The following is a 21,772-nucleotide window of genomic DNA, read 5'->3' as shown; positions in this document are numbered from 1 at the left end:
ATGCAGAAACTTCTTTCGGGGATCAACCGACAATCCACGGCCGTTACTTCCCTCATTTCCATTTTGCTGGGCATGTTGGTGGGAGCCGTCGCCATGCTCGCTTCCGGATACAATCCCGTTGCCGCTTACAATGCCTTGTTCATCAGCGCGCTCGTCGAGCCTTTTGACATGGGAGAAACGATCCGGACGATCTCTCCGCTGATCTTGACCGGTTTGGCCGTTGCCATCGCATTCAGGACCGGTCTGTTCAACATCGGGGTGGAGGGGCAGTTCATCGTCGGTCAATTGGTCGCGGTCATCATCGCCTTGTATCTGCCGCTTCCTCCCGGACTGAACATGATTGTGGCGATGATTCTCGGCGGTGTGGCCGGAGCCCTCTGGGGAGCCGTTCCCGGAATCCTGAAAGCGACCCGCGGTGTTCATGAAGTCATCATCTCGATCATGATGAACTGGATTGCCCTTTATCTGTCCAATGTGCTCATCCGGACTTCCCTGTCGGAAGGGGCGGACTCCACGGAGAAAATTCCCGAAGCCGCCATGTTGCGCGCCGACTTCCTGACCGAAATGTTTGACAGGGCACGAATTCATTTGGGCATTTTCGTGGCTCTCATCGCCGCGGCGCTCATGTATTGGCTGCTTTGGCGCACACGGTTGGGATACGAGTTGCGCGCGGTGGGACACAATCCCCTTGCGGCTGAGTATGCCGGTATGAACGTGAAACGCAACATCGTGATGTCCATGATGATTTCCGGTTTGTTCGCCGGTCTTGCCGGCAGCACGGAAGCACTTGGAACGAGCGGCTATCTTTCGATTCAACATGCCTTCAACGGGATCGGGTTTGACGGAATCGCCGTGGCGCTGCTCGGAGCCAACACTCCGGTGGGGGTCATTCTTTCCGCCGTCCTGTTCGGCGTGCTCACGTACGGAGGCGGCAACATGCAGTTTGCGGCCGGGGTTCCGTTCGAAGTGATCCGCATCGTGTTTGCCGCCATCATCCTGTTCGTGGCCGCCAACGTGTCCGGAAAAATTCTTGAAGCTCTTCGCCGAAAGAAAGGGGGGGACCAGGCATGACGGACATGATCACCAACATTCTTACCACCACGGTGCTGTATTCCACTCCGCTCATTCTGGCGGCGATGGGAGGGCTGTTTTCCGAGCGTTCGGGTGTGGTCAACATCGGATTGGAAGGATTGATGACCATCGGTGCGTTCACCGCGGCCGTTGCCACGCTCGGTACCGGGAACCCTTGGTTGGGATTGCTTTTCGCCATGCTTGCGGGAATGATTCTCGCCGTTCCCCATGCCGTCGCTTCCGTCACGTTCAAGGCGGACCAAGTGGTCAGCGGCGTGGCCATCAACTTTTTGGCTCTCGGCTTGTCCGTCTATCTGGTGAAGCATTTGTATGATGGGGCCGGTCAGACGCCGGTCGTGTTAAACAAGTTGGAAGCGGTGAAAATTCCGCTCCTCGGCGACATTCCCGTGCTCGGGCCGTCGCTGTTCAACGCGCTTCCCACCACCTACATCGCCATTTTGGTGGTGATCGTCGGATCCTTCCTGCTTTACCGGACTCCGTTCGGCATGCGTCTCAGGGCGGTCGGTGAGCATCCCCATGCCGCCGAAACCGCCGGAATCAGTGTGGCAGGCATGCGATATATTGCCGTGATCATCAGCGGAGCCTTGGCGGCCATCGGAGGAGCCGGGCTGTCCATCGCCATCGGCAGCGAATTCAACCAGGGAACGGTGGCAGGTCAGGGGTTTATCGCCCTGGCGGCACTCATCTTCGGCAAATGGCGTCCGTACGGCGTGCTCGGTGCGGCGGCTTTCTTCGGATTTTCCGTTGCCTTGGCGCTCATCGGACAGCTGATCGGTCTGACCAAAGTGGTTCCGAGCGAGGTGCTGAGCATGCTTCCGTATGTGCTCACCATCCTTGCCTTGGCCGGATTCGTGGGCAAAGCGGAAGCTCCCGCGGCAATCGGAAAACCGTACGAAAAAGGAAGCAGATAAGGAAATTTCCCCGGAGTCTTCGGACGCCGGGGATTTTTTGTTTCGACGCGATTTGCGCATACTATCCTTGGAAAAACCACCCGATCGGGGGATCAACGGTTCGTTTCCAACCAATTTGGATTGGTCTATAATGGAAGTACATCGCTCAAACCCGAAGGAGAGGTGACGACGTGGCATACGCTCAATTCCGGACGGTGCCGGTGGGACAGGCCCGGCTGCATGTTTGCTCCAGCCCCAAATTCAAAACCACGCTGATCTCCGTGGTGATTCGGCAGAAACTTTCCCCGGAGACCGTGACCAAAACGGCTCTTTTGCCGAATGTTTTGCAACGGGGGACATCGGCTTGTCCTTCCACCGTCAAACTCAAGCGTCGGTTGGATGAATTGTACGGAGCCGCTTTGTACGGAGACGTGTTCAAACGGGGAGAAAATCATCTGCTTCAACTGTCGATGGAAATCGCCAATGACCGATTTCTCAGGGAACAAACGCCTCTGCTCAGAGAGGGGCTTGATTTTTTCAGCCAGATTCTTCTGTCACCGGCGACGGAACAAGATGCATTTCCCTCTTCATATGTGGAATCGGAAAAAAAGAACTTGCGGCAACGGATTGAAAGCTTGAAAGATGACAAGATCCGCTATTCCTCCCAGCGGATGATCGAAGCCATGTGCGAGAACGAACCGTTTGCTCTCCATCCGTACGGTCGCATTGAAGACCTTGATGCCATCGACGCGAAAAACCTGTTTACATATTACCGGGAAATGCTCGACTCCTGTCCGGTCGACTTTTATTGCATCGGTCATGTCTCCGCGGAAGAAGCGGAAGAGTGGTTCCGGGAGCGTTTCGAGGAGCGTTTCTCCGTTCCGCGCGGCACGCCGGTTGGGGGAGCGGTGCAAAAGGACGTCACCGGGGAAAAGGTCGTCATCGAGCGGATGGACGTGACTCAGGGCAAACTCAACCTCGGACTCAGATCCGGAGTGACGGCGGGCGACCCGGACTACCCGGCGCTCTTGGTCTACAACGGAATTCTGGGAGGATTCCCCCACTCCAAGCTGTTCATGAACGTGCGTGAAAGAGCCAGCCTTGCCTACTATTGTTCGTCGCGGGTGGAGAGTCACAAAGGTCTCGTGCTGATTCACTCCGGCATCGAGATCGGCAATTACGAAAAGGCGGTTTCGATCATCCGGGAGCAGCTCGAGGCCATGAGACGCGGTGACATCAGCGACCGGGAAATGGAACAGACCAAAGCCACGCTGGCCAATCAGCTTCGCGAGCAACAGGACAGAAACCATGAACTCGTGCATTTCCACTATCAATCGGTGCTGACGGGGAAAGAGCGCGATCTGGAAGCGCTGCTTGCGGACATCGACCGGATCGGCATCGATGATGTGCGAAGAGTGGCCGAAAAAGTGAAGCTGGACACGATCTATTTTCTGAGGGATCGCGGGGGGGATGGCGATGCAAAAAATTGAACACCGTCAGGTGGCGGAAACGCTTTACATGGACACGTTGCCCAACGGGCTGGAAGTGGTGATTCTGCCCAAACCCGATTTCAACAAGACGTATGCCACGTTCACCACCCGCTTTGGATCGGTGGACAACACGTTTGCCGTCGGAGACGGGGAGAAAGTCACGGTTCCCGACGGAATCGCCCATTTTCTGGAGCACAAGATGTTTGAACAACCGACCGGGACGGACGTGTTTCAGGAATTTGCCCGTCAAGGGGCTTCCGCCAACGCATTCACGTCATTCACGCGGACGGCATACCTGTTTTCCGCCACTTCCCGGGTGGAAGACAACCTGAAAACGCTCATCGATTTCGTGCAAACCCCTCACTTCACCGACCAGAACGTCGAAAAGGAAAAAGGGATCATCGGTCAGGAGATCCGCATGTATGATGACAATCCCGACTGGCGTTCCTATTTCGGCTTGATCGAAGCCATGTACAAGAATCACCCCGTTCGCATCGACATTGCCGGCACGGTGGAATCCATCGCGGACATCACCAAGGAACTCCTGTACACCTGTTATGAAACGTTCTATCATCCCTCCAACATGCTGTTGTTCGTGGTCGGTCCGGTGGATCCGGAGAACATCCTGGAATTGGTGAGGAACAACCAGGCGGCCAAGACATTCGAAGCGCCGCCACGGATCCGGCGTTTCTTCGAGTCGGAGCCGGATCAGGTCAACGAGTCCTTGCGGGAAGTGCGCCTTTCCGTGGGAGTTTCCAAGTGCCTGTTCGGATTCAAAGAGGCCTCCGGCCGGACGGGGGTGAAAGGGGACGATCTGCTGAAACAGGAGATGGCGACAAAAATTGCGCTGGAGGCATTGATCGGTCCCTCCTCCGATTTGTATCAGGCGTTGTATGATGACGGATTGATTGACGAAACGTTCGGTTTCGATTACACACTGGAGGACGGGTACGGATTTTCGATGATGGGCGGAGACACCCGGGACCCGGACGCGCTGCTGGAAAGAATTCGCCGGGAATTTCGTGTTCTCACGGAAAAAGGGATTGACGCGCAAACGTTTGACCGATTGAGAAAGAAATCGATCGGCTCCCAGCTTCGCTCTCTCAACTCTCCCGAATGGATCGCCAACCAGTTCACCAGGTATCGCTTCAACGGGGCGGACATGTTCCGGATCATTCCCGTTCTTGAGGAACTTCGGGTGGACGACATCAACAAGCGGTTGCGGGAGCATGTCAGCTGGGACCGTTTCGCCGTTTCCCTCGTCAGGCCGCTGTAACGCGGTGAACGGAATCGGGGGACAGAACATGTGGCTGAAGGGGTTTCCCGGCGGTTCGGCCGGGAGCCTTGACGGTTGAAGACATTGTACGATCAAGCCGTCCCTGAAACCAGGGACGGTTTTTTTCGGGAGGTTTTGACATGGGATGGAAGCCGTTGAAAGGAGAAACCGCCGTGATCACCGGCGGAAGCGGGGGCATCGGCTCCGCGACCGCCCTTGAACTGGCCCGTGCGGGGGCGGACGTGGTCATCGGTTACAAAGAAGGAAGGGATCGCGCGGAAGAGACGGCAAAGCGGTGCCGCGACGCGGGAGCGGATGCACGGGTCGTCAGGATGGACATGTCGGACCGTGCGTCGGTGGAACAAGCGATTCGCTCGGTTTGTTCGCTCCGTTCGCCTTCGATTCTCGTTCATGCCGCCGGCATTTCCAGACCGGGATTGGTTCAGGATGTGACGGACCGGGAGTATGACGAAATGATGGATGTTCACGTCCGGTCCGCCTTTCATCTGGTTCAGGCCGTTTTGCCGGGGATGCTCCGGGTCAAACGGGGAAGAATCATCCTGGTCACTTCGATCTGGGGGGAAACGGGAGGATCGGGAGAAGTTCTCTATTCTGCCGCCAAGGGGGCACAAATCGGGATGGTGAAGGCCTTGGGGAAAGAATTGGCTCCTTCCGGAATCACCGTGAACGCCGTCTCTCCGGGAGCGATTTCCACGCCCATGTTGGACGGGCAACTCCCGTTCGAAGACCAACGTGCTTTGGCGGAGGAGATTCCGGCCGGCAGACTGGGGAGACCCGACGAGGTGGCATCCCTCATCCGCTACCTCTGTCTGCCGGAAGCCTCTTACATCACGGGCCAAATTCTTCGGGTAAACGGAGGTTGGTATACATGAATAAAAGCAAAACGGGCGAGTCATATTACTCCTAGAAACGACGACGGATTTCAAGGAGGAAAGAACATGTCCGTACTCGAGAATTTTGAGAAATGGAAGGAGTTTCTCGCCGACAGGGTTCACCAGGCCGAAAAAATGGGAATGAGCCGGGATACCATCAACGATATCGCATACCAGATCGGTGACTACCTGGCCAATGACGTGGATCCGGAAAATGTCCAGGAAAGACTTCTCAAAGATTTGTGGTCCGTGGCGGACGAAAACGAACAAAGGACCATGGCCGGATTGATGGTGAAACTGGTTGATTCTGGAAAGTAAATAAAATGCAAGTGTACTAATATAAAACACCCTTTTTATCGGGGTGTTTTATATTTTGTAGCAATGATTTCACGGCAAATCGCTTCCTCAAGCACCATGAGTGTGTTATACTAAAAACCAGTTGAAATGCCAAATCCACACTTTCGGGTGTCGGCATGAAAGGTGTGCGATCATGAATCAGGAAGAATCTCGCGAATGGTATCTGGAATACCAGATTCACAAAAACCGTCCGGGTCTTCTGGGGGATATCGCATCGCTTCTGGGAATGTTGTCCATCAATATATTGACCATCAACGGTGTGGAAGACAACCGGCGGGGGATGTTGCTCAGAACCCGCAACGATGAAAAAATCGACGCACTCCGAAACATTCTGGAACGGGTGGACAACATTACGATCACCGCCCTCCGTCCGCCCAAGCTGGTGGACAGGTTGGCGGTCCGTCACGGTCGCTATCTGGACCGGTGTCTGGAAGACAAGAGGACTTATCGCTTCACCCGCGAAGAATTGGGACTTCTGGTCGATTTTATGGCTGAATTGTTCAAAAAAGATGGCCATCAGCTGATCGGGGTCAGGGGAATGCCGCGGGTGGGGAAGACGGAATCGATCGTCGCCTCCAGTGTTTGTGCCAACAAGCGGTGGACGTTCGTGTCGTCCACGCTGCTCAAACAGACGATCCGGAACCAGCTGGCGCATGATGAATTTTCCGATGATCACGTATACATCATCGACGGAATCGTCTCCACGATGAGATCAACGGAGAAACATGCGATGCTGGTAAGAGAAATCCTGGGAATGAACGCAACCAAGGTGATCGAACACCCCGATATTTTTTGCAAGGAAACCGGATTTTCGCTCAATGACTTCAATTACATCATCGAACTCCGGAATCATCCGGATGAAGAGATCTCATACGAGATTCTGGAAAAAGGATTTGAAGGTCATTTTTAAGGGCTTTGTCACGGGGGGAACAAGATGGCGGGTATCGGCAACTACTTGAGACAGGTCAGGGAACAGCAGGGTTACACCCTGGAAGAAATGAACCGGATGACCAACATCCACATTGAGTATTTGCAAGCGCTGGAAAATGATCAGTTTGAACTGCTGCCCAGCCCTTTTTACGCCAAGGCTTTTCTCAGAACCTATTCCAAATGTCTGGGCCTTGATGCCCAACCTCTCTTGGAAATGTATGAGCAGATGATGAATCCCGGATCTTCCTCCGTTCCGGCGACACCTCCCCAAAGCCGGTCTCTTCCGGAGCCGGAGTGGACCCGGCCTCAGCAGACCGCGCAGAGGGGGCCCGCGTACCGGACGAACGCGAATCCCCGTCAGCAGGGAAGAGCCGGAGAGGTCGGTTCCGGTCAGACGCTTCCGAGGAGCGTGTTCGGTTCATCCCCGTCCATGCCGGTGCCGTACGGGACAAGCCAGCATCCTGTCGAGCCGGCACCCGTTCAGCAAAACACTCAGCGATTCCAACCTCTGAGCAAGCCGGCTGCGCAATCACCGGGCGGAATTTCTTTCCCCGCTCCCCAACCCCAGCCTTTGGCTCCGAGAAAAGCCGTCATGGAAGCGAAACAATCGCTCGAGGACGAAGATTCCCGCAAACCGGCGCCGATGGTGATTTCCGCGGCCGTGGCCGCCCTGCTTCTCGTCGGCGGGGGAATTTGGTATTTCTCCGGATCGGAGGATCCCGATGCCACCGTCAACTCGAACACTGAAACGCTCTCGAACGGTGACGTGAGTGCCGGAGAAATCGCCGATCCCATGCTGGAGCCGGGCGAGATTCCCGATGACTCCTACATGGGCCAATTGTACTATCTGACCAATGCATCCAATCTGGAAGTGGTGGTCAAAGGAAAATCGGGCGAATCCATCGTGATGTACGCCCCGACGGCCGCCGATTTCAAAAACGGGAAAAAGAATCAATTCAGACTTCGTGTCGGTGAGGAGCGCCGGCTTGACGCAACGGGGCTCAATGAAATTTGGTTCCGGCTGAGCGTTCCCTCCAACGTACAAGTCACCGTCAACGGCGTGGATTTGTCCACGGATGCTCAGGACACGGAACAGAGCTACCGGATCAAGCTGAAGAAATGATGAGTTCCGGGCAGCGGGGCGGTCAAAGGAGGTATTGGTGTGATCGATATCGGCAAGCGCCTGAAGCGGGCTCGAGAATCGCTGGGGATGACGCTCGAAGATGTGGAAGCCCGGACCCGGATTCAGAAGAAATATTTGCAAGCCATTGAAAACGGGCAATTCGAATTGTTGCCCAGTCCGATTTATGTTCGTTCTTACATTCGGAGCTATGCAGGCGTGGTGGGGGAAAACCCTCAGATGCTTCTGAAGTTTTACCAGCCGGCCCAGCGGCCGAGAACCGAACCGGTCGGGCATCCCGGACACCATGCTCTTCCGTCCGCCGGAGAACCGGAGGAAAGCATGGGCGGGTATGCATCCGGGGATTTCCGGAGCGCGGGAGCCAATCCTTCCGTTTACGGACGTGAATCCCAAACATTTTCCCGGCCTTATCCTCAGGACACCGATCCGGAACGGCAACGCCACGTGAGAACCTCTTCCTCTCTTTCTCATCCGGTGCATTCCGGTCACTCCTCTCCGGCGAGGAGCATTCCCTCTCGCTCCTCCGGTGCCCGCAGACCGGTCATGCCGCCGGATGTGCCCGATCCCGAGGAGCTGGGGATCACCCGTGAAAAAACGACCGCCGCATCGACGGGTGGACGGACATACGGTCAGGAACTCGGCAGGTCGGCGAGGCATGCCGGGAAGGAAAAAGGTTCATCACTGGGCAAATGGTACGGTCGTTTCCTGATTTTCGGGGCGATCCTGCTGGTTTTGGCCGCCGCATGGTTCATGTATTACCGGATGGAAAACGCGTCGAGCAATACGGGCAACACCGAGATGACCCAGGATTCCGGGGAGACGGACACCCCACCGCAAAACGAAGGCCCCAAAACACCGAGATTGTCTGTCCTATATACCTCACCCGAATTTCCGGACAGGTATGAACTGGTCAATTCGGACACGATGAAAGTCGAAATCAAGTCGGTCGGGGGTGGAAAGTCGGATTTTGAGATCCGGCATGAAGAAGTGGGGGACGTCGTGGCCCAAGGATCGGTGGGACCCGGAAAAACGTTCACGGCCAATTACAACAAGGAGATTTGGTTGAAACTCAGCAAACCCGCCAAAGTTCAGGTGTTGATCAACGGATTCCAGGTGGATACCAAGAACTATGAGAATGAAAAGGTGATCCGGGTTTCCCTGATTCCCTGATCCCCCGATCAAGTCGTTTTGACACGTTTGGTGTGCCGTGGTATGCTTGTGTCAAATTCTGCGTTTTGCTCCGGTTCGTTTTGCGTTGACTTGTGGTGTCCGCCTCCTCCCAGACGGGGGATGGCGGCGAATTTTTTCAGGGGACCTCTTTTTTGACCCGCCGAAAAAAGTGACAGAAAAGAGGATTCAAAGCAACGATTGTAAAATGTTTCAACTGGGGCAAGCGCGGGAAGCCCGAAAAGCTGGAGAATGCAACGCACAATTTGCTTGTGCGATGTTCATACAGCCTGTCAGGAGGTGGCTGGGGTGTCTGTCGAGATCGGTTCATACCTTCGACAAGCCCGAGAGGCGCTTGGAATGACCCTGGACCAAGTGCAGGAAAAAACAAAGATCCAGAAATCGTTCTTGATCGCGATCGAAAACGGTGAGTTTCATAAATTGCCCAGTCCTTTTTACGTGAGGACCTATCTCCGTTCCTATGCCAACTGTGTCAAGGTGGAGCCCCATCACATTCTCAGACAGTACCGCAAGATTGATCAGGCGGAAAGGATGACGGGAGTACATAAGGCCGTCACGGAAAATGATTTGTCCCAGACCGGCCGTTTTCCCGGCACCGGAACGTTGAAAATGCCTGCGGTCGGTCCGGGAAGCGGGCCTCTTCGGGGCGTTTCGCAAGATCCAAGGCAACCGGCGGCGGGCAGAAGCATGCCCAGGACGAGTGTCAACACGGCACTTACCGCAGCCAAGTCGGAAACGAGCAAATTGCAGATCATGCGTGACAGGGAAATGGTCAGACGTGATCTGGGTTACCAACGGAATACCGGTCTGGCAAGGCCCATGCCTCACGGACCCCAGATTCCGAATCCCGTTCAGCCCGAGGTCCGGGAAAAACCCGATCTTTCGGCGACGGGACGTGTTCCCTTGCCTTCGGAACCGGCGACGAATCAACGACAGGCAACATTTCCGGACATGCATGCCGGCACCCTTCCTCCCCGCAGACCAAGGGAGCAGGGACAGCCGAATTCCGTCAGACCGCCCGCAGGGGGACCCCTGCCCAACATGCCGAAGAGATCTCCGGGACCTGACACATCCCCGGAGAGCATCAAACCTTCCTCGCCGGGTCTGCCGCCTCTTGCCGATCAGGAACCTCTTTCGACAAATCCGGCAAAACCGGTCGCAGATCCCGCTTTGGGCAGAGGGTTGACCAGATCGACCGGTTCCCATGCTCCCGTGACGGGGACTTCCGGCGTTCAAGGATCTCCGGGGGGGTCGCCATCCGCCGGTTCACTTTCCAGAAGCGCAAGGATCCGTCAGGAAAGAAACACGTTGCCTCCCGAACCGGGCGCTCTCGCCGCGCGGGAAGCGGCGGCGGGCGAGGGCGATCCGTCCGCCCATGATCCCGGTTTCCCCACCACGCCGAGGAGAAGTGCGACCCGCAAGCAATCGAAAGACGCGAGCGGGTCACCGATGAAGCGGAAAGCAGTGGCTGCGGTGGCCGCGCTCATCCTTTGCGGTTCGATCGGATGGGGAGTCATGTCGGTGTTGGGAAATGAGTCCGAGTCGAAATCAAATGTGGATCAGTCGAAAAACAACACTTCGTCCGAAGAAATCAACACCGATGGCAACAACGAAAAATCCGCGCAGAAAGTCCAACCGGCGTCCAAAGGAACCCTGGAACCCGCGCAAAAAGGGGCCAACACGAATCACTATCGCCTGAAAGGCACCGATCAGCTGACGCTTGAATTTGAGGTTCCCTCGGGAAGTTGCTGGATCGAGATCCGGGGTGCGCAGGCTTCGGGTACGGACAAATTGAAAGAAGCCACGCTCAAAAGCGGTCAAAAATGGGAATTCAAACATGTTTTCACCGATAATCCGGATCTGTGGATCACGTTCGGACAACCGGAAAGCGTGGTTGTGAAGGCCAACGGAACGTTCATCGATCCGGCCGTCAACGTTCACATCAAAAAGTCGACGGATGCGGAGTGATTGTGCCGTCAGAGCGCCTGCTCCGCCGAAAAAATCGGTCCATGATGAAAGCCCCGCTTGTGCACAGGCGGGGCTTTCTCATCATTCACCGGATTGTCGACGGCGTTTTTGACCGTCCTTTTGAATGTGCGATATACTGAAGAAGCTGGAGAAACAACTGGTCACGGGGGGTACATAGCGGATGACCCGGTCATTTGATGCGTTGAGGGCGGCCCGGGAGAGCATGGGAATGTCCCTGGAAGAGGCAGCGGTTCGAACGGGTGTCGACCCCGAAGTGCTCGCACGAATCGAACGGGGGGATTTCAGCGGCATGTCCGACTCCGCCCGGGTCCGCGGATGGATCCGGGCTTACGCCCGATTGGTAAAGGTGAACCCCTCTCCGTTGCTGCGTGAGTTCAGCATGAGTGAAAATCATTCAAACACGCCTTCCGCCGTACCGGACAAACCTCTTGTCTCACGGGTGGAGGCGCGCAGGAGCCGGAGAGTTGCCAAAAGATCGTGGAAGGATGAACTGAACAAGCTCTTGTCGGCATTTCCCGTCAAGCTGCGGTGGGTGGCGGCCGGTGTCGGCGTCCTGATTTTGACGGGGATCGGGGCGTGGCTTCTGTTGTCCGGGGAAGAGGAAAAGCCGCTTCATGCCGAAACGGAAAATCCGGCTCCCCGGACCGAAGAGAAACCGGAAGTCACGGAATCGAAAACCGGCATGAAACGACCGGTTCTCATGCTCACCAAAACCTCGGAAAGTTACAAATACGGAGATTTGTACACCATCCGTGATGCAGATCGGGTCGAGGTGAAGATCAAGGCGCTGAACACGACGAAAGTCAGGGTTCGCGGTGGCGGCCCCACCGGCGAACCGCTGGTTGACAAAAGCCTGAATTCTGGAGACGTGGTCAGTGCCGAGCATGATGAATGGATTTCCGTCAGGCTGGATCATCCCAACCGCGTGGAACTTTTCGTGAACGGTGTGTTCATTGATACGTCGAAACTGGAAGAGGTTTCCCTGTTTCAGCTGAAACTCGAGGGAGTCGGAGACGGGGAAGAGGGAAACGGCTGAGCGAACGGGGCGGAGAGTCTTTGGCTCTCCGCTTCCGTTTTTGACATGCCTGATTTTGATGGTTTATACTTACGAAAGAATGTTTCGGGAACGAAAAGCTGGAGGATGAATCGTGGCAATCATCGTTTGCGTGACCGGGGCCTTCGCAGAACCGGACCGGAGGGGAGAGCACCGGGAACTTCGGGGAAAGTACATTTGCGAACACCCGGGAGGTCGGTTGAATTGAATCTGGCCAACAAGATCACTTTTTTTCGCATACTCCTGGTACCGGTTGTGATGCTGTTTCTTCTTGTGCGTCTTGACCTCGGACAGATTCGCGTGGGGGAAGCATTCTTGACGGTTTCCGAATTGATCGCCACGCTGATGTTTGTTTTGGCCGCGGTGACGGACGGCCTTGACGGGTATGTCGCCCGGAAAAACAAGATGGTGACCAATTTGGGCAAATTTCTGGACCCTCTCGCCGACAAATTGTTGATTACGGCGGCCATGGTCTCTTTGGTGGAGATGCAACGCCTGGAAGCATGGATTGCCATCGTGATCATCAGTCGGGAGTTTGCCGTCACGGGCTTGCGCCTTGTTGCGGCGGCCGAAGGGCATGTCATCGCCGCCAGTTCGCTCGGGAAACTCAAAACCATTGTCCAGGTGGTGGCCATCGTGTCACTCATGTTGAACAATGCGCCCTTTTCTTCCTTCGCCTTTCCGTTTTCGATGATCATGACCTGGTTGGCGGTTGTCATCACCATCATTTCCGGAATCGATTATTTCATCAAGAACCGGAATCTCGTCAGTGTGACGAAGCCGCAATGAGATTCGCGTTTGCCTGAAGATCCGAAAGGAAAGGGAACATGACTGCGGAAATCATTACTGTCGGAACGGAACTGATCACGGGAAACACGGTGGACACCCATTCGGCGTGGCTGTCCCGCCGGTGTTTTTCTCTCGGGATCGAAGTGCGGTTTCATTCATCGGTCGGGGATGACCGGGAGGCCTTGTTGCAGGTTCTCAAGCTCGCATCCGGCCGTTCTTCTTTGGTGATTCTCTGCGGGGGACTCGGGCCCACCATGGATGATTTGACCAAGGAAACGGTGGCCGAATTCCTCGGGATCACGCTCAGGCAGGATCCGGAAGTGCTCGAAAGACTGGAGCGACTGTTTGCGGGCCGGGGCGTCCCCATGCCGCCCAACAACCGCAAACAAGCCTTGGTGTTTCCGGGAGGAACGGTGTTCCACAACGACCGCGGAACCGCACCGGGGCTGTCCGTGACGCAGGGAGGAGTCACGTACGTCCTTCTTCCCGGCCCTCCTGGGGAACTGTACCCCATGTTTGAAAAAAGCGTCCGTCCTTTTCTGCTTGAGCGCTTCTCGAAAGGGAAGGTGTACCTGTCGGAGACCCTTTCTTTTTTCGGGATCGGAGAATCGGCTTTGGAAGAAAAACTGAAAGATCTGATGTCGCCGCAAGAAGGCCTCGTCGTGGCCACGTATGCCAAGGAAGCGGGAGTCTCTTTGCGGATCACGGCACATGGCCGCACCGAAAAAGAGGCACGGGACAGGATGCTGCCCGTTCGGGAAGAAGTTTTGCGCAGGGCGGGAAAATATTGTTACAGTCCGGATGACCGGTCACCGGAAGAAGCGGTTGTTTCTCTTCTTGCTGAAGCGGGAAAAACCGTGGCCGTATCCGAAAGTTGCACGGGGGGATTGTTGGCCGGTCTGATTTCTTCCGTTCCGGGTGCGAGCCGGGTTCTGAAAGGCGGATTTGTCGCCTATACCGCAGACGTGAAGGAGAATGTCGCCGGAGTTCCCGCGGAAATCATCTCACGGCACGGAACGGTGAGTGCGGAAACGGCGGAAGCGCTCGCCAGGCATGCGCTTGAGCGGTTTGATGCCGATTACGGCATCAGCGTTACGGGGGTCGCGGGTCCTGCATCGGCCGAAGGAAAGCCCCCCGGCCTTGTGTTCATCGGTTTCGCCGAGAAGGGGAAGCCGGTGCGTTGCCATCGTTTGGACCTGAAGGGGGACCGCCGGAAAATCCGTCTCCTCACCGCCAAGACCGCTTGTTTCATTCTTCAGCAACGACTAAAGAAAGGTGAAACCGACGCATGAATCGTTTTGAACAGTTTGGTCTCAGTCCCGAAATTCTCAGAGGGATTCACGAAATGGGTTTTGAAGAGCCTTCCCCGATCCAGGATGCCTGCATTCCCGCCGTTCTCCGGGGGGAGGATGTGATCGGGCAGGCACAGACGGGAACCGGAAAAACAGCCGCGTTCGGCATCCCGGTTCTGGAGAGGGTCGACCCTCGCCAGCCGGTCGTTCAGAGCATTATTTTGGCCCCCACCCGTGAGTTGGCCATCCAGGTTTCCGACGAACTCCGGAAAATCGGGCGCCCCAAGCGTGTCAAAACCTTGCCGATCTACGGAGGACAATCCATCGGCACCCAAATCAAGGCGCTCAAACAGGGTGTGCACGTGGTGATCGGAACGCCCGGCCGTCTTCTGGACCATTTGCGCCGCGGAACCCTGAGCACCGATCATGTGGAAATGGTGGTGCTGGACGAAGCAGACGAGATGCTGGACATGGGATTCATCGACGACATCGAGGCGGTGTTCCGCCATCTTCCCGCGCAGCGACAGTTGCTCCTGTTCTCCGCCACGATGCCCAGCCCGATCCGGCACCTTGCACAGAAATACATGAGAAAACCCCGATACATCACGGTCAGCCGCGGGGAAGTGACGGTTCCTCTGATCAGGCAAGTGTACTACCGCGTGCTGGAAAGCACCAAAGTGGACGCGCTCAGCCGCATTCTCGACAGCGAGGAAGTGGAACTGGGCATCATCTTCTGCCGCACCAAAAAAGGCGTGGATGAGCTGGCCGAGGCGCTTCAGGTCAGAGGTTATCTCGCAGGCGGTTTGCACGGGGATCTTGCCCAGCCGCAACGGGACCGGGTGATGAACGCGTTCCGCTCCGGCGAAATCGAACTGCTCGTGGCCACCGATGTTGCGGCGCGCGGCATCGATGTGGGCAGCGTCTCCCATGTGATCAACTATGACATTCCCCAGGACGTGGAAAGTTACGTTCACCGGATCGGGCGGACCGGCCGCGCCGGCAAGGAAGGGACCGCCATCACGTTGGTCACGCCGCGCGAAATGAAACAGTTGCGCACCATTGAACAGGAGACGGGCGTGCGGCTGAATCCGCGTGAACTGCCTTCCCTGGAAGAAGTGGCCGCCCGGCAGCAAGGGACCTGGATGACCCAGATCGAGGAAGTGATCCGGGAAGGTTCTCACTCTTTGTTCGAAGAGATGGCGGCGCGGCTTTTGGAGAAATTTTCGCCGGAAAAAGTGGTTTCCGCGGCCCTTTCCGTGGCGTTTTCCGACCGGTTCGCCAAATTTGATTCGGGGTACAATTTCGGAGAGACGGGAGCGGCTCCGGGAATGGTTCGCTTCTTCCTCAACGTGGGACGCAACGCCAATCTGAACCCGCAGGAGCTTTCCAAGGCCATCTCCGAGCACGCGGGCATTTCACCCCGTCAGGTGGGCAAGATCAACATCTATGACCGTTTTTCCTTCGTGGAAGTTCCGGAAGACGTGGCGCCGTTTGTCTATGAAGCACTTCGTCAGAGCAAGATCAACGGGTCGCGCATCAACATGGAACCGGCCCGCCCCAGGGGAAAACAGGAATCCCGTGCTTGATTCACCGAACAAAACGGCTCTCCCGCATCGGCGGGAGAGCCGTTTTGTTGTCAGTCGGCGATGCCGAGGGCGATTTTCGCATACCGGGACATCCGGCTTTTGTCCCATGGCGGGTTCCAAACGATGTCCACGGTGACGTCTTTCACGCCGTCCAGTCCCTCCAAGGCCTGTTTGACCTGTTCCTGGATGGTTCCGGCAAGCGGACATCCCATGGCGGTGAGAGTCATGGTGACTTTGACGTTTCCGTCATCCGCGATGTCCACCCCGTACACCAATCCCAGATTGACGATGTCGATGTTCAGTTCCGGGTCATTCACTTCTTCCAGCCGCTCCATGATCGCTTCCCTGAGAGCGTCCTTGTTCACCGGAAAACCCCCTTCCATTTGTAATGTACCACATTTTTCCCCGTGTCACACGGGTGGTCAAAAAAACGAATAAATGTTCGCAAATCATCTTGGCAGACAGCGGAAAACAGGGTATGATGGATGTGTGATTCAATGGGGCGAGAAGAGGAGGAACTTGCATGTCCGATCGTCGGCAGGCGCTCGAGATGGCGCTCAGACAGATTGAAAAACAATTCGGCAAAGGTTCGATCATGCGTCTCGGTGAAGAGACATCCCCCCAGGTGGAGACGGTTTCCAGCGGTGCGCTGGCTCTGGATATCGCGTTGGGCGTGGGCGGGTTTCCGCGCGGACGAATCATTGAAGTGTACGGGCCCGAATCGTCCGGGAAAACGACGGTTGCCTTGCATGCCATCGCGGAAGTGCAGAAGAGGGGCGGAACCGCGGCGTTCATCGACGCCGAACATGCGTTGGATCCGGTGTATGCGCGCAATTTGGGAGTGAACATTTCCGAGTTGCTCCTGTCCCAACCGGACACCGGGGAGCAAGCCTTGGAAATCGCCGAGGCACTCGTGCGCAGCGGAGCGGTGGACGTCATCGTGATTGACTCCGTGGCCGCGCTTGTGCCGAAGGCGGAGATCGAAGGAGAAATGGGAGATTCCCACGTCGGTCTGCAGGCCCGGCTCATGTCCCAGGCGTTGCGGAAATTGTCCGGAGCGATCAACAAGTCGAAGACCATCGCCATTTTCATCAACCAGATTCGTGAAAAAGTGGGAGTCATGTTCGGCAACCCCGAAACCACTCCGGGCGGTCGGGCCCTGAAGTTTTACGCGAGCGTCCGGCTGGAGGTCCGGCGCCAGGAGACGATCAAGCAAGGCAACGACATGGTGGGGAACCGCACCCGGATCAAAGTGGTGAAAAACAAGGTGGCTCCGCCGTTCAAGCAGGCGGATGTGGACATCATGTTCGGCGAGGGCATTTCCAGGGAAGGCAGCGTGCTGGACATCGCGACCGACCTGGATATCGTGGCCAAAAGCGGAGCTTGGTATTCCTTTGAGGGTGAGCGTCTCGGACAAGGCCGGGAAAACGCCAAGCAGTTCCTGAAAGATCACCCCGAGCTGTGCCTCCGGATCGAGAACCGGATCCGCGCCCACTTCGATCTGCCCCTTCTGGAGGAGAATGCACCGGTCGCGGCTGCCAAGGAAGAAGAAACCGTGCCGCAAAAGAAAGGACGCCGGGCGAAGGAGAAAGAGGTTCCGGCCGGAGTGGCCGAAGGAAGCGGGCCGGAGCTTTCCTGATCGGAAGTGTCCGGAAAGGTTGAGTCATCGTGAACGGGAAACGGATCACCCATATCAGAAAGGCATCGGACGGGAGGTACCTCATCTTCGTGGACGGGGAAAACCTCCTGTCCGTGCATGAGGACGTATTGGTCAAGTTCCGGCTGTACAAGGACATGGAGATCGAACCCGACCTGCTCCGGGAGATGGCGGAGGAAGAAGAAATCCAACGGGTGAAGCAAGCGGCCTTGCGCTATCTCAGCCATCGGCCCCGAACCGAAGCGGAGCTCCGGAACCGGCTGTTGTCGAAAGGGTTCGAAGCAGGAGTTTGTGATCGGGTCGTGGAAGAAATGAAGGAGCTTGGCTACATCAACGATCATTGGTTTGTCCGTGCCTGGATCCGGGAACGGCAGGACGGAAAGAAATTGGGCGCCAAGCGGCTCAGACAGGAGCTCATCCGGAAGGGGATCGCCCCTTCCCTTGTCGATGAAGCACTCATGGAGATTCCTGACGACCGGCAGCGCCAAATGGCAATGGAACTTGCCGAAAGGCGCTGCTTGCGTCTTGTCGGAGAACCGTGGAGAAACATTGAGCGAAAAGTGGGGGCCTATCTGCTCAGACGGGGATTCGGCATGGAAGATGTCATGTCCGTGCTGAAAGAGTTGCGCCTGCGGCATGAACAGGAAGAGGGGAAACGTTGATGCGACTCTTGTATTTCACGGATACCCACATTCGCGGAACCGCCCCGCGAAGCCGGACCGACGATTTCCAAGATACGCTTCGCCGAAAGCTGGATGAAGTGATCGGGATTGCCGAACGGGAACAGGTGGATGTGATCCTTCACGGCGGAGACGTGTTTGACCGTCCGAATTTGTCCCCCGCCGTGGTCAGGGAATTTGCCGAGCAGTTTCGCCGGTTCCGCGCCCCGGTCTACGCCATTGCCGGCAATCATGACATATACGGTCACAATCCGGCCACGCTGGAACGGACCATGTTGGGGCTCCTCGAAGCGTTCGGCATGCTCCGGCTGATCCGCGAGGGAGAACGGATCCTGCTGGAAAAGGACGGCGTGACGGTGCAGCTGAGCGGTCAACCGTTCCATTATGATCTGGACCGCAGGGAGAAAGCGTTGGATTACGCGGTCAAAAACGAAGTTGGCGCCAAGTATTGCATTCACATGGTGCATGGCATGCTGGTGGACAAAAATCTCCCGGACGGTGTGCCGCATACGTTGGTGCATGAAGTCTGGTCGGAAGACGTGGACATCTTGCTGACCGGCCATTACCACAACGGATTTGACATCCAGCGAAAAGACGGAAAGTATATCATCAATCCCGGCGCATTGGTGAGGATCAACAACAACAAGGCCGAAATCCACCGGAAGCCTCAGGTCGTCCTGATCGAGCTGGATGAAGAGATCCGCATCGAGCGCATCCCGCTTCAGTGTGCCAAACCCGGACCGGAAGTGCTGGACCGGACGTACATTGAAGAGGCTGCGTACCGGGATAAGCAATTGGACGATTTCATCAGCGCTTTGAAACGCGCGATGGATTTCAAGGCGATCGCGGTGAAAGATATCATCAATAACTTGGTCAACGAACAATTGAAGGACGTTGAAAAAGAAGAGAAAAAAAGAGAAATTGAAGAAATCCGGGAGCGAGCCATGGAGTACATCGAAAAGGCGGAAGTGGCGGAAGGAGAGGCCGCCCAGTGAACGGATTCAAAAAGCTCATCATCGAAAACTTTCAATCCCATCAACGGACGGAGATCGACTTTTCGTCCGGACTCAACGTTTTCGTCGGTCCCAGTGACAGCGGAAAAAGCGCCGTGTTGCGCGCGCTTCGCTGGGTGCTGTTCAACGTGCCGCGAGGGACCGATTTCATCCGCAGCGGAGCCCGGGAATGCCGGGTCAGCCTGACGCTCATGGACGGAACGGAAATCGTCCGCGTTCGCAGTTCGTCCGTCAACCGCTACATCCTGCGGAAACCGGGGGAGCCGGAGCTGACGTTTGAAGGGTTCGGCAATTCCGTTCCGGAAGAGATCACTCAAGTCCACGGCATTCGTCCGATCCCGTTGGACGGAAAAGAAGTCCTTCTTCATTTCGGAGGGCAGCTGGAACCTCCGTTTTTGCTGTTTGAATCCGGAAGCAGCAAAGCCAAGACCATCGGCCGGATCATCGGCGCCCAACTGTTTGATCGGGCGATCAAAATGGCTTCTTCCGATCATCGGACCGCCACGCAGAAGATCCGGCGCCTGGAAGAAGAGAAGAGCGAGATCGAAGAAAAGCTGAAGCCGTACGAGACGCTGGAACAGTTGGAAAAAACCGTGGCCCGTGCGGAGGAATTGTTTCGGGACGCCCGGGAGAAGCAAGAACGAATGCGGCGACTCGTGCGTTTGGCGGAGGAACTGTCTGCCGTCCGCGAAGAGAAGCGACAAACGGAAGCGCGGATCCGGACATTTGATGCGCTTCCGACCGCCGTTCGGATTCTCCGGGACACGGAAATTCGACAAGAACAGTTGCGTCGCCTGACCAGATTGGATGAAAACCGGAAGAAGACCGCGCAGGAAATCAAGGTGTGCCGACGGTGGATCGTCGCTTCCTCAAGGTTGCCTCAGGCGTTCACGCTGCTGACGGAAGCGCGGCAGGCATCGGAGAGATGGAAGGATCTTTGCCGCCAGGCGGATCAACTTCAAAAAATTGTCGTGGAGCGTGAGACGGCTCAGACGGTTCGTGACAGGTTCAGATGCGTGCCCGATGCGCTCCGGGCCGTGAGCGAGGTCGAGACGATGACTCCCCGGCTGGCCCGGATGGAAAAGATGCGCAATGAATGGTTGAAATGGTCCGGGGAAAAACGACGGCTTGTCGAAGAGACTCGAAAATGGAGCCGGGTCTCCGAAATCCTTCCCCTGTTGTCCGGGACGGAGCTGCTTCACAAGCGGTTGAAAGACCTGTCCGCATTAAACGAAGAACTGACGGACACCCGAAAACGGATCAAGGACGGACGGGAGTATCTGAAGCAAATCAACCGGGACATGGTTCACCTGCTGAAGCGGTTGGAGGAATCCCTCCGCTCGTTGGGCAAGTGTCCCACCTGCATGACCCCGCTGGAAGGTTCGGTCATTGAACACATCCTGGAAGAGTACGGAGGAGGAATCGCCCGTGCAGCAGTTGGAAGAGAAGATCAGGAAACTCAGGGAACAGCTGGAGAAGGCCAATAACATGAGGGTGAAGGCGGAGGCGCGGCTGGAGGAACTGACCCGCCGCGAGGAAGAGATCATGAAAGAAACACGGGAAATGGGGGTGGACCCAGACAAATTGGAAGAGGAAATCGATCGCCTGAAAGAAGAGATCGAGAAAAAACTGACCGAGGCATGGAACTGTCTCCCCGAGGAGATGAGACAATAAATGCGATCACCGTCGTTCCATGATTTGGAACAATCCCTCGCCGCGGCCCGGGAGGAACTGACCCGTCGCCGGATCGAGCGGGACTTTCTCAACAAACGGCTGGAAGAGGTGGAAAACAGCCTCGCTTCCCAGACCAAAGAGCAGGATGTGACGGAAAAAAGCCGGATCCTGCTCCAACTGGCCGCGGATCATGCCAGGGATCAGGCAAAGCAGCAACTGGAAGAACTTGTGACGAACGCTCTCAGACACGTGTTCGGTCCTTCTTTCAGATTTGAAATCGAGCTCGCCGAACAGCGGGGAACCCCGTCCGCCGAATTTTATGTGGTCACGGAGTGGGAAGACCGACAGATCAAAAACAAACCGCAGGACTCCCGCGGCGGGGGAATCGTGGACATCATCTCCCTGGCGCTGCGCATCGCCCTGATGCTGTCCGTGAAACCGACTCCGGCGGGCCCCCTGATTTTGGATGAACCGGGGAAACACGTCAGCGAAGACTTTATCGGCCCCATGGTGGAATTTTTGAAGTCGATCGGCGAAACGTTCGACAGGCAAATCATCATGGTCAGCCACAACGTTCACCTCGCGGAATCCGCCGATTCCGCATGGTACGTCCGCCTGGCTTCCGGAAAATCGGAAGTGGTGAAAAACCGCCGCCTTGACAACGATAATGGTTAATTAATACAATTGAACTGTATCTTTGTCTTTTCAAGCAAAGATACCTCTGTGATCCGGTTCGTTCGAACATGAGAAATCAAAACGGGGCAAACATGGGCCCTTTGCC

21 protein-coding genes are annotated in these 21,772 nt (G+C 56.2%); 20 read left to right on the top strand and 1 reads right to left on the bottom strand.

The features are described 5' to 3' along the window. The 14 genes from EG886_RS07305 (at window position 1) to EG886_RS07240 (ending at window position 15,967) form a co-directional block, all read left to right on the top strand. Entirely contained in the window at window positions 1-1,071 is a 1,071-nt protein-coding gene (locus EG886_RS07305) for an ABC transporter permease (protein ID WP_124727520.1), read from the top strand. Continuing rightward, window positions 1,068-2,003: an ABC transporter permease gene (locus EG886_RS07300; RefSeq protein WP_124727519.1), complete on the top strand. Its 936-nt coding sequence runs from the start codon at window positions 1,068-1,070 to the stop codon at window positions 2,001-2,003. Before EG886_RS07305 ends, EG886_RS07300 begins: the two co-directional genes overlap by 4 nt. Before the next feature lie 170 nt (window positions 2,004-2,173). After that, window positions 2,174-3,472 carry an EF-P 5-aminopentanol modification-associated protein YfmF gene (gene yfmF, locus EG886_RS07295; RefSeq protein ID WP_124727518.1) on the top strand — a complete coding sequence of 433 codons (1,299 nt, stop codon included), beginning with the start codon at window positions 2,174-2,176 and terminating at the stop codon, window positions 3,470-3,472. Next, the gene (gene yfmH, locus EG886_RS07290; protein WP_124727517.1) at window positions 3,459-4,748 is read left to right on the top strand and encodes an EF-P 5-aminopentanol modification-associated protein YfmH; all 1,290 of its coding nucleotides are present in this window, start codon (window positions 3,459-3,461) and stop codon (window positions 4,746-4,748) included. The genes yfmF and yfmH overlap by 14 nt, the downstream gene beginning before the upstream one ends. A gap of 140 nt (window positions 4,749-4,888) precedes the next feature. After that, a complete protein-coding gene (gene ymfI / locus EG886_RS07285) occupies window positions 4,889-5,641 on the top strand; it encodes an elongation factor P 5-aminopentanone reductase (RefSeq protein ID WP_124727516.1) in 753 nt (250 codons plus the stop codon). Window positions 5,642-5,707: 66 nt separating this feature from the next. After that, window positions 5,708-5,959, top strand: a complete 252-nt coding sequence (locus EG886_RS07280; RefSeq protein ID WP_124727515.1) for a DUF3243 domain-containing protein — start codon at window positions 5,708-5,710, stop codon at window positions 5,957-5,959. A 172-nt stretch (window positions 5,960-6,131) separates the two neighbouring features. Then, the gene (locus tag EG886_RS07275; protein WP_124727514.1) at window positions 6,132-6,908 is read left to right on the top strand and encodes a DUF3388 domain-containing protein; all 777 of its coding nucleotides are present in this window, start codon (window positions 6,132-6,134) and stop codon (window positions 6,906-6,908) included. A gap of 24 nt (window positions 6,909-6,932) precedes the next feature. After that, complete coding sequence (locus EG886_RS07270) at window positions 6,933-8,051, top strand: helix-turn-helix domain-containing protein (RefSeq protein WP_124727513.1); 1,119 nt, start codon at window positions 6,933-6,935, stop codon at window positions 8,049-8,051. A 39-nt stretch (window positions 8,052-8,090) separates the two neighbouring features. Further along, window positions 8,091-9,239 (top strand): helix-turn-helix domain-containing protein, encoded by a 1,149-nt coding sequence (locus EG886_RS07265; RefSeq protein WP_206425299.1) that lies wholly within the window; start codon window positions 8,091-8,093, stop codon window positions 9,237-9,239. A 306-nt stretch (window positions 9,240-9,545) separates the two neighbouring features. Next, entirely contained in the window at window positions 9,546-11,225 is a 1,680-nt protein-coding gene (locus EG886_RS07260) for a helix-turn-helix domain-containing protein (protein ID WP_164491719.1), read from the top strand. 181 nt (window positions 11,226-11,406) lie between these two features. Then, a complete protein-coding gene (locus EG886_RS07255) occupies window positions 11,407-12,282 on the top strand; it encodes a helix-turn-helix domain-containing protein (RefSeq protein ID WP_124727511.1) in 876 nt (291 codons plus the stop codon). A 222-nt stretch (window positions 12,283-12,504) separates the two neighbouring features. Then, window positions 12,505-13,089, top strand: a complete 585-nt coding sequence (gene pgsA, locus EG886_RS07250) for a CDP-diacylglycerol--glycerol-3-phosphate 3-phosphatidyltransferase (protein ID WP_124727510.1) — start codon at window positions 12,505-12,507, stop codon at window positions 13,087-13,089. 38 nt (window positions 13,090-13,127) lie between these two features. Beyond that, the gene (locus EG886_RS07245; RefSeq protein WP_124727509.1) at window positions 13,128-14,381 is read left to right on the top strand and encodes a competence/damage-inducible protein A; all 1,254 of its coding nucleotides are present in this window, start codon (window positions 13,128-13,130) and stop codon (window positions 14,379-14,381) included. Further along, on the top strand, window positions 14,378-15,967 hold the full coding sequence (locus EG886_RS07240) for a DEAD/DEAH box helicase (protein ID WP_124727508.1): 1,590 nt from the start codon (window positions 14,378-14,380) through the stop codon (window positions 15,965-15,967). Before EG886_RS07245 ends, EG886_RS07240 begins: the two co-directional genes overlap by 4 nt. A 50-nt stretch (window positions 15,968-16,017) precedes the next feature. Here EG886_RS07240 and EG886_RS07235 read toward each other — a convergent pair whose 3' ends face one another. Then, window positions 16,018-16,350: a metal-sulfur cluster assembly factor gene (locus EG886_RS07235; RefSeq protein WP_124727507.1), complete on the bottom strand. Its 333-nt coding sequence runs from the start codon at window positions 16,348-16,350 to the stop codon at window positions 16,018-16,020. A gap of 140 nt (window positions 16,351-16,490) precedes the next feature. Between EG886_RS07235 and recA the strand changes: the two genes are divergently transcribed. The 6 genes from recA to EG886_RS07205 are packed head-to-tail and all read left to right on the top strand — an operon-like array spanning window position 16,491 to window position 21,666. Further along, window positions 16,491-17,606 carry a recombinase RecA gene (recA, locus tag EG886_RS07230; RefSeq protein WP_124727506.1) on the top strand — a complete coding sequence of 372 codons (1,116 nt, stop codon included), beginning with the start codon at window positions 16,491-16,493 and terminating at the stop codon, window positions 17,604-17,606. Between the two features lie 29 nt (window positions 17,607-17,635). Continuing rightward, window positions 17,636-18,286 (top strand): RecX family transcriptional regulator, encoded by a 651-nt coding sequence (locus EG886_RS07225; protein ID WP_124727505.1) that lies wholly within the window; start codon window positions 17,636-17,638, stop codon window positions 18,284-18,286. Beyond that, window positions 18,286-19,299: a metallophosphoesterase family protein gene (locus EG886_RS07220; protein WP_241154282.1), complete on the top strand. Its 1,014-nt coding sequence runs from the start codon at window positions 18,286-18,288 to the stop codon at window positions 19,297-19,299. The genes EG886_RS07225 and EG886_RS07220 overlap by 1 nt, the downstream gene beginning before the upstream one ends. Further along, on the top strand, window positions 19,296-20,804 hold the full coding sequence (locus EG886_RS07215) for an AAA family ATPase (protein WP_124727503.1): 1,509 nt from the start codon (window positions 19,296-19,298) through the stop codon (window positions 20,802-20,804). The genes EG886_RS07220 and EG886_RS07215 overlap by 4 nt, the downstream gene beginning before the upstream one ends. Further along, a complete protein-coding gene (locus EG886_RS07210; RefSeq protein ID WP_124727502.1) occupies window positions 20,746-20,991 on the top strand; it encodes a hypothetical protein in 246 nt (81 codons plus the stop codon). The genes EG886_RS07215 and EG886_RS07210 overlap by 59 nt, the downstream gene beginning before the upstream one ends. Continuing rightward, entirely contained in the window at window positions 20,992-21,666 is a 675-nt protein-coding gene (locus tag EG886_RS07205) for an ATP-binding protein (RefSeq protein ID WP_124727501.1), read from the top strand. The last annotated feature ends 106 nt before the right edge of the window (window positions 21,667-21,772 follow it).

Origin of the sequence: Staphylospora marina (assembly GCF_003856495.1) — a bacterium.
In the GTDB taxonomy this organism is placed as follows: domain Bacteria; phylum Bacillota; class Bacilli; order Thermoactinomycetales; family Thermoactinomycetaceae; genus Staphylospora; species Staphylospora marina.
Note: the sequence above shows the minus strand (reverse complement) of the source record. Positions and strands in the feature narration are given on the sequence as shown.

Excerpts from the sequence above, each read along its gene's own strand:
- EG886_RS07305 (WP_124727520.1), top strand. The coding sequence starts at position 1 with ATGCAGAAACTTCTTTCGGGGATCAACCGACAATCCACGGCCGTTACT.
- recA (WP_124727506.1), top strand. The coding sequence starts at position 16,491 with ATGTCCGATCGTCGGCAGGCGCTCGAGATGGCGCTCAGACAGATTGAA.
- EG886_RS07240 (WP_124727508.1), top strand. The coding sequence starts at position 14,378 with ATGAATCGTTTTGAACAGTTTGGTCTCAGTCCCGAAATTCTCAGAGGG.
- EG886_RS07220 (WP_241154282.1), top strand. The coding sequence starts at position 18,286 with ATGCGACTCTTGTATTTCACGGATACCCACATTCGCGGAACCGCCCCG.
- EG886_RS07235 (WP_124727507.1), bottom strand. The coding sequence starts at position 16,350 with ATGGAAGGGGGTTTTCCGGTGAACAAGGACGCTCTCAGGGAAGCGATC.
- EG886_RS07205 (WP_124727501.1), top strand. The coding sequence starts at position 20,992 with ATGCGATCACCGTCGTTCCATGATTTGGAACAATCCCTCGCCGCGGCC.
- EG886_RS07270 (WP_124727513.1), top strand. The coding sequence starts at position 6,933 with ATGGCGGGTATCGGCAACTACTTGAGACAGGTCAGGGAACAGCAGGGT.
- EG886_RS07245 (WP_124727509.1), top strand. The coding sequence starts at position 13,128 with ATGACTGCGGAAATCATTACTGTCGGAACGGAACTGATCACGGGAAAC.
- EG886_RS07255 (WP_124727511.1), top strand. The coding sequence starts at position 11,407 with ATGACCCGGTCATTTGATGCGTTGAGGGCGGCCCGGGAGAGCATGGGA.
- EG886_RS07300 (WP_124727519.1), top strand. The coding sequence starts at position 1,068 with ATGACGGACATGATCACCAACATTCTTACCACCACGGTGCTGTATTCC.
- EG886_RS07275 (WP_124727514.1), top strand. The coding sequence starts at position 6,132 with ATGAATCAGGAAGAATCTCGCGAATGGTATCTGGAATACCAGATTCAC.
- yfmH (WP_124727517.1), top strand. The coding sequence starts at position 3,459 with ATGCAAAAAATTGAACACCGTCAGGTGGCGGAAACGCTTTACATGGAC.
- ymfI (WP_124727516.1), top strand. The coding sequence starts at position 4,889 with ATGGGATGGAAGCCGTTGAAAGGAGAAACCGCCGTGATCACCGGCGGA.
- EG886_RS07280 (WP_124727515.1), top strand. The coding sequence starts at position 5,708 with ATGTCCGTACTCGAGAATTTTGAGAAATGGAAGGAGTTTCTCGCCGAC.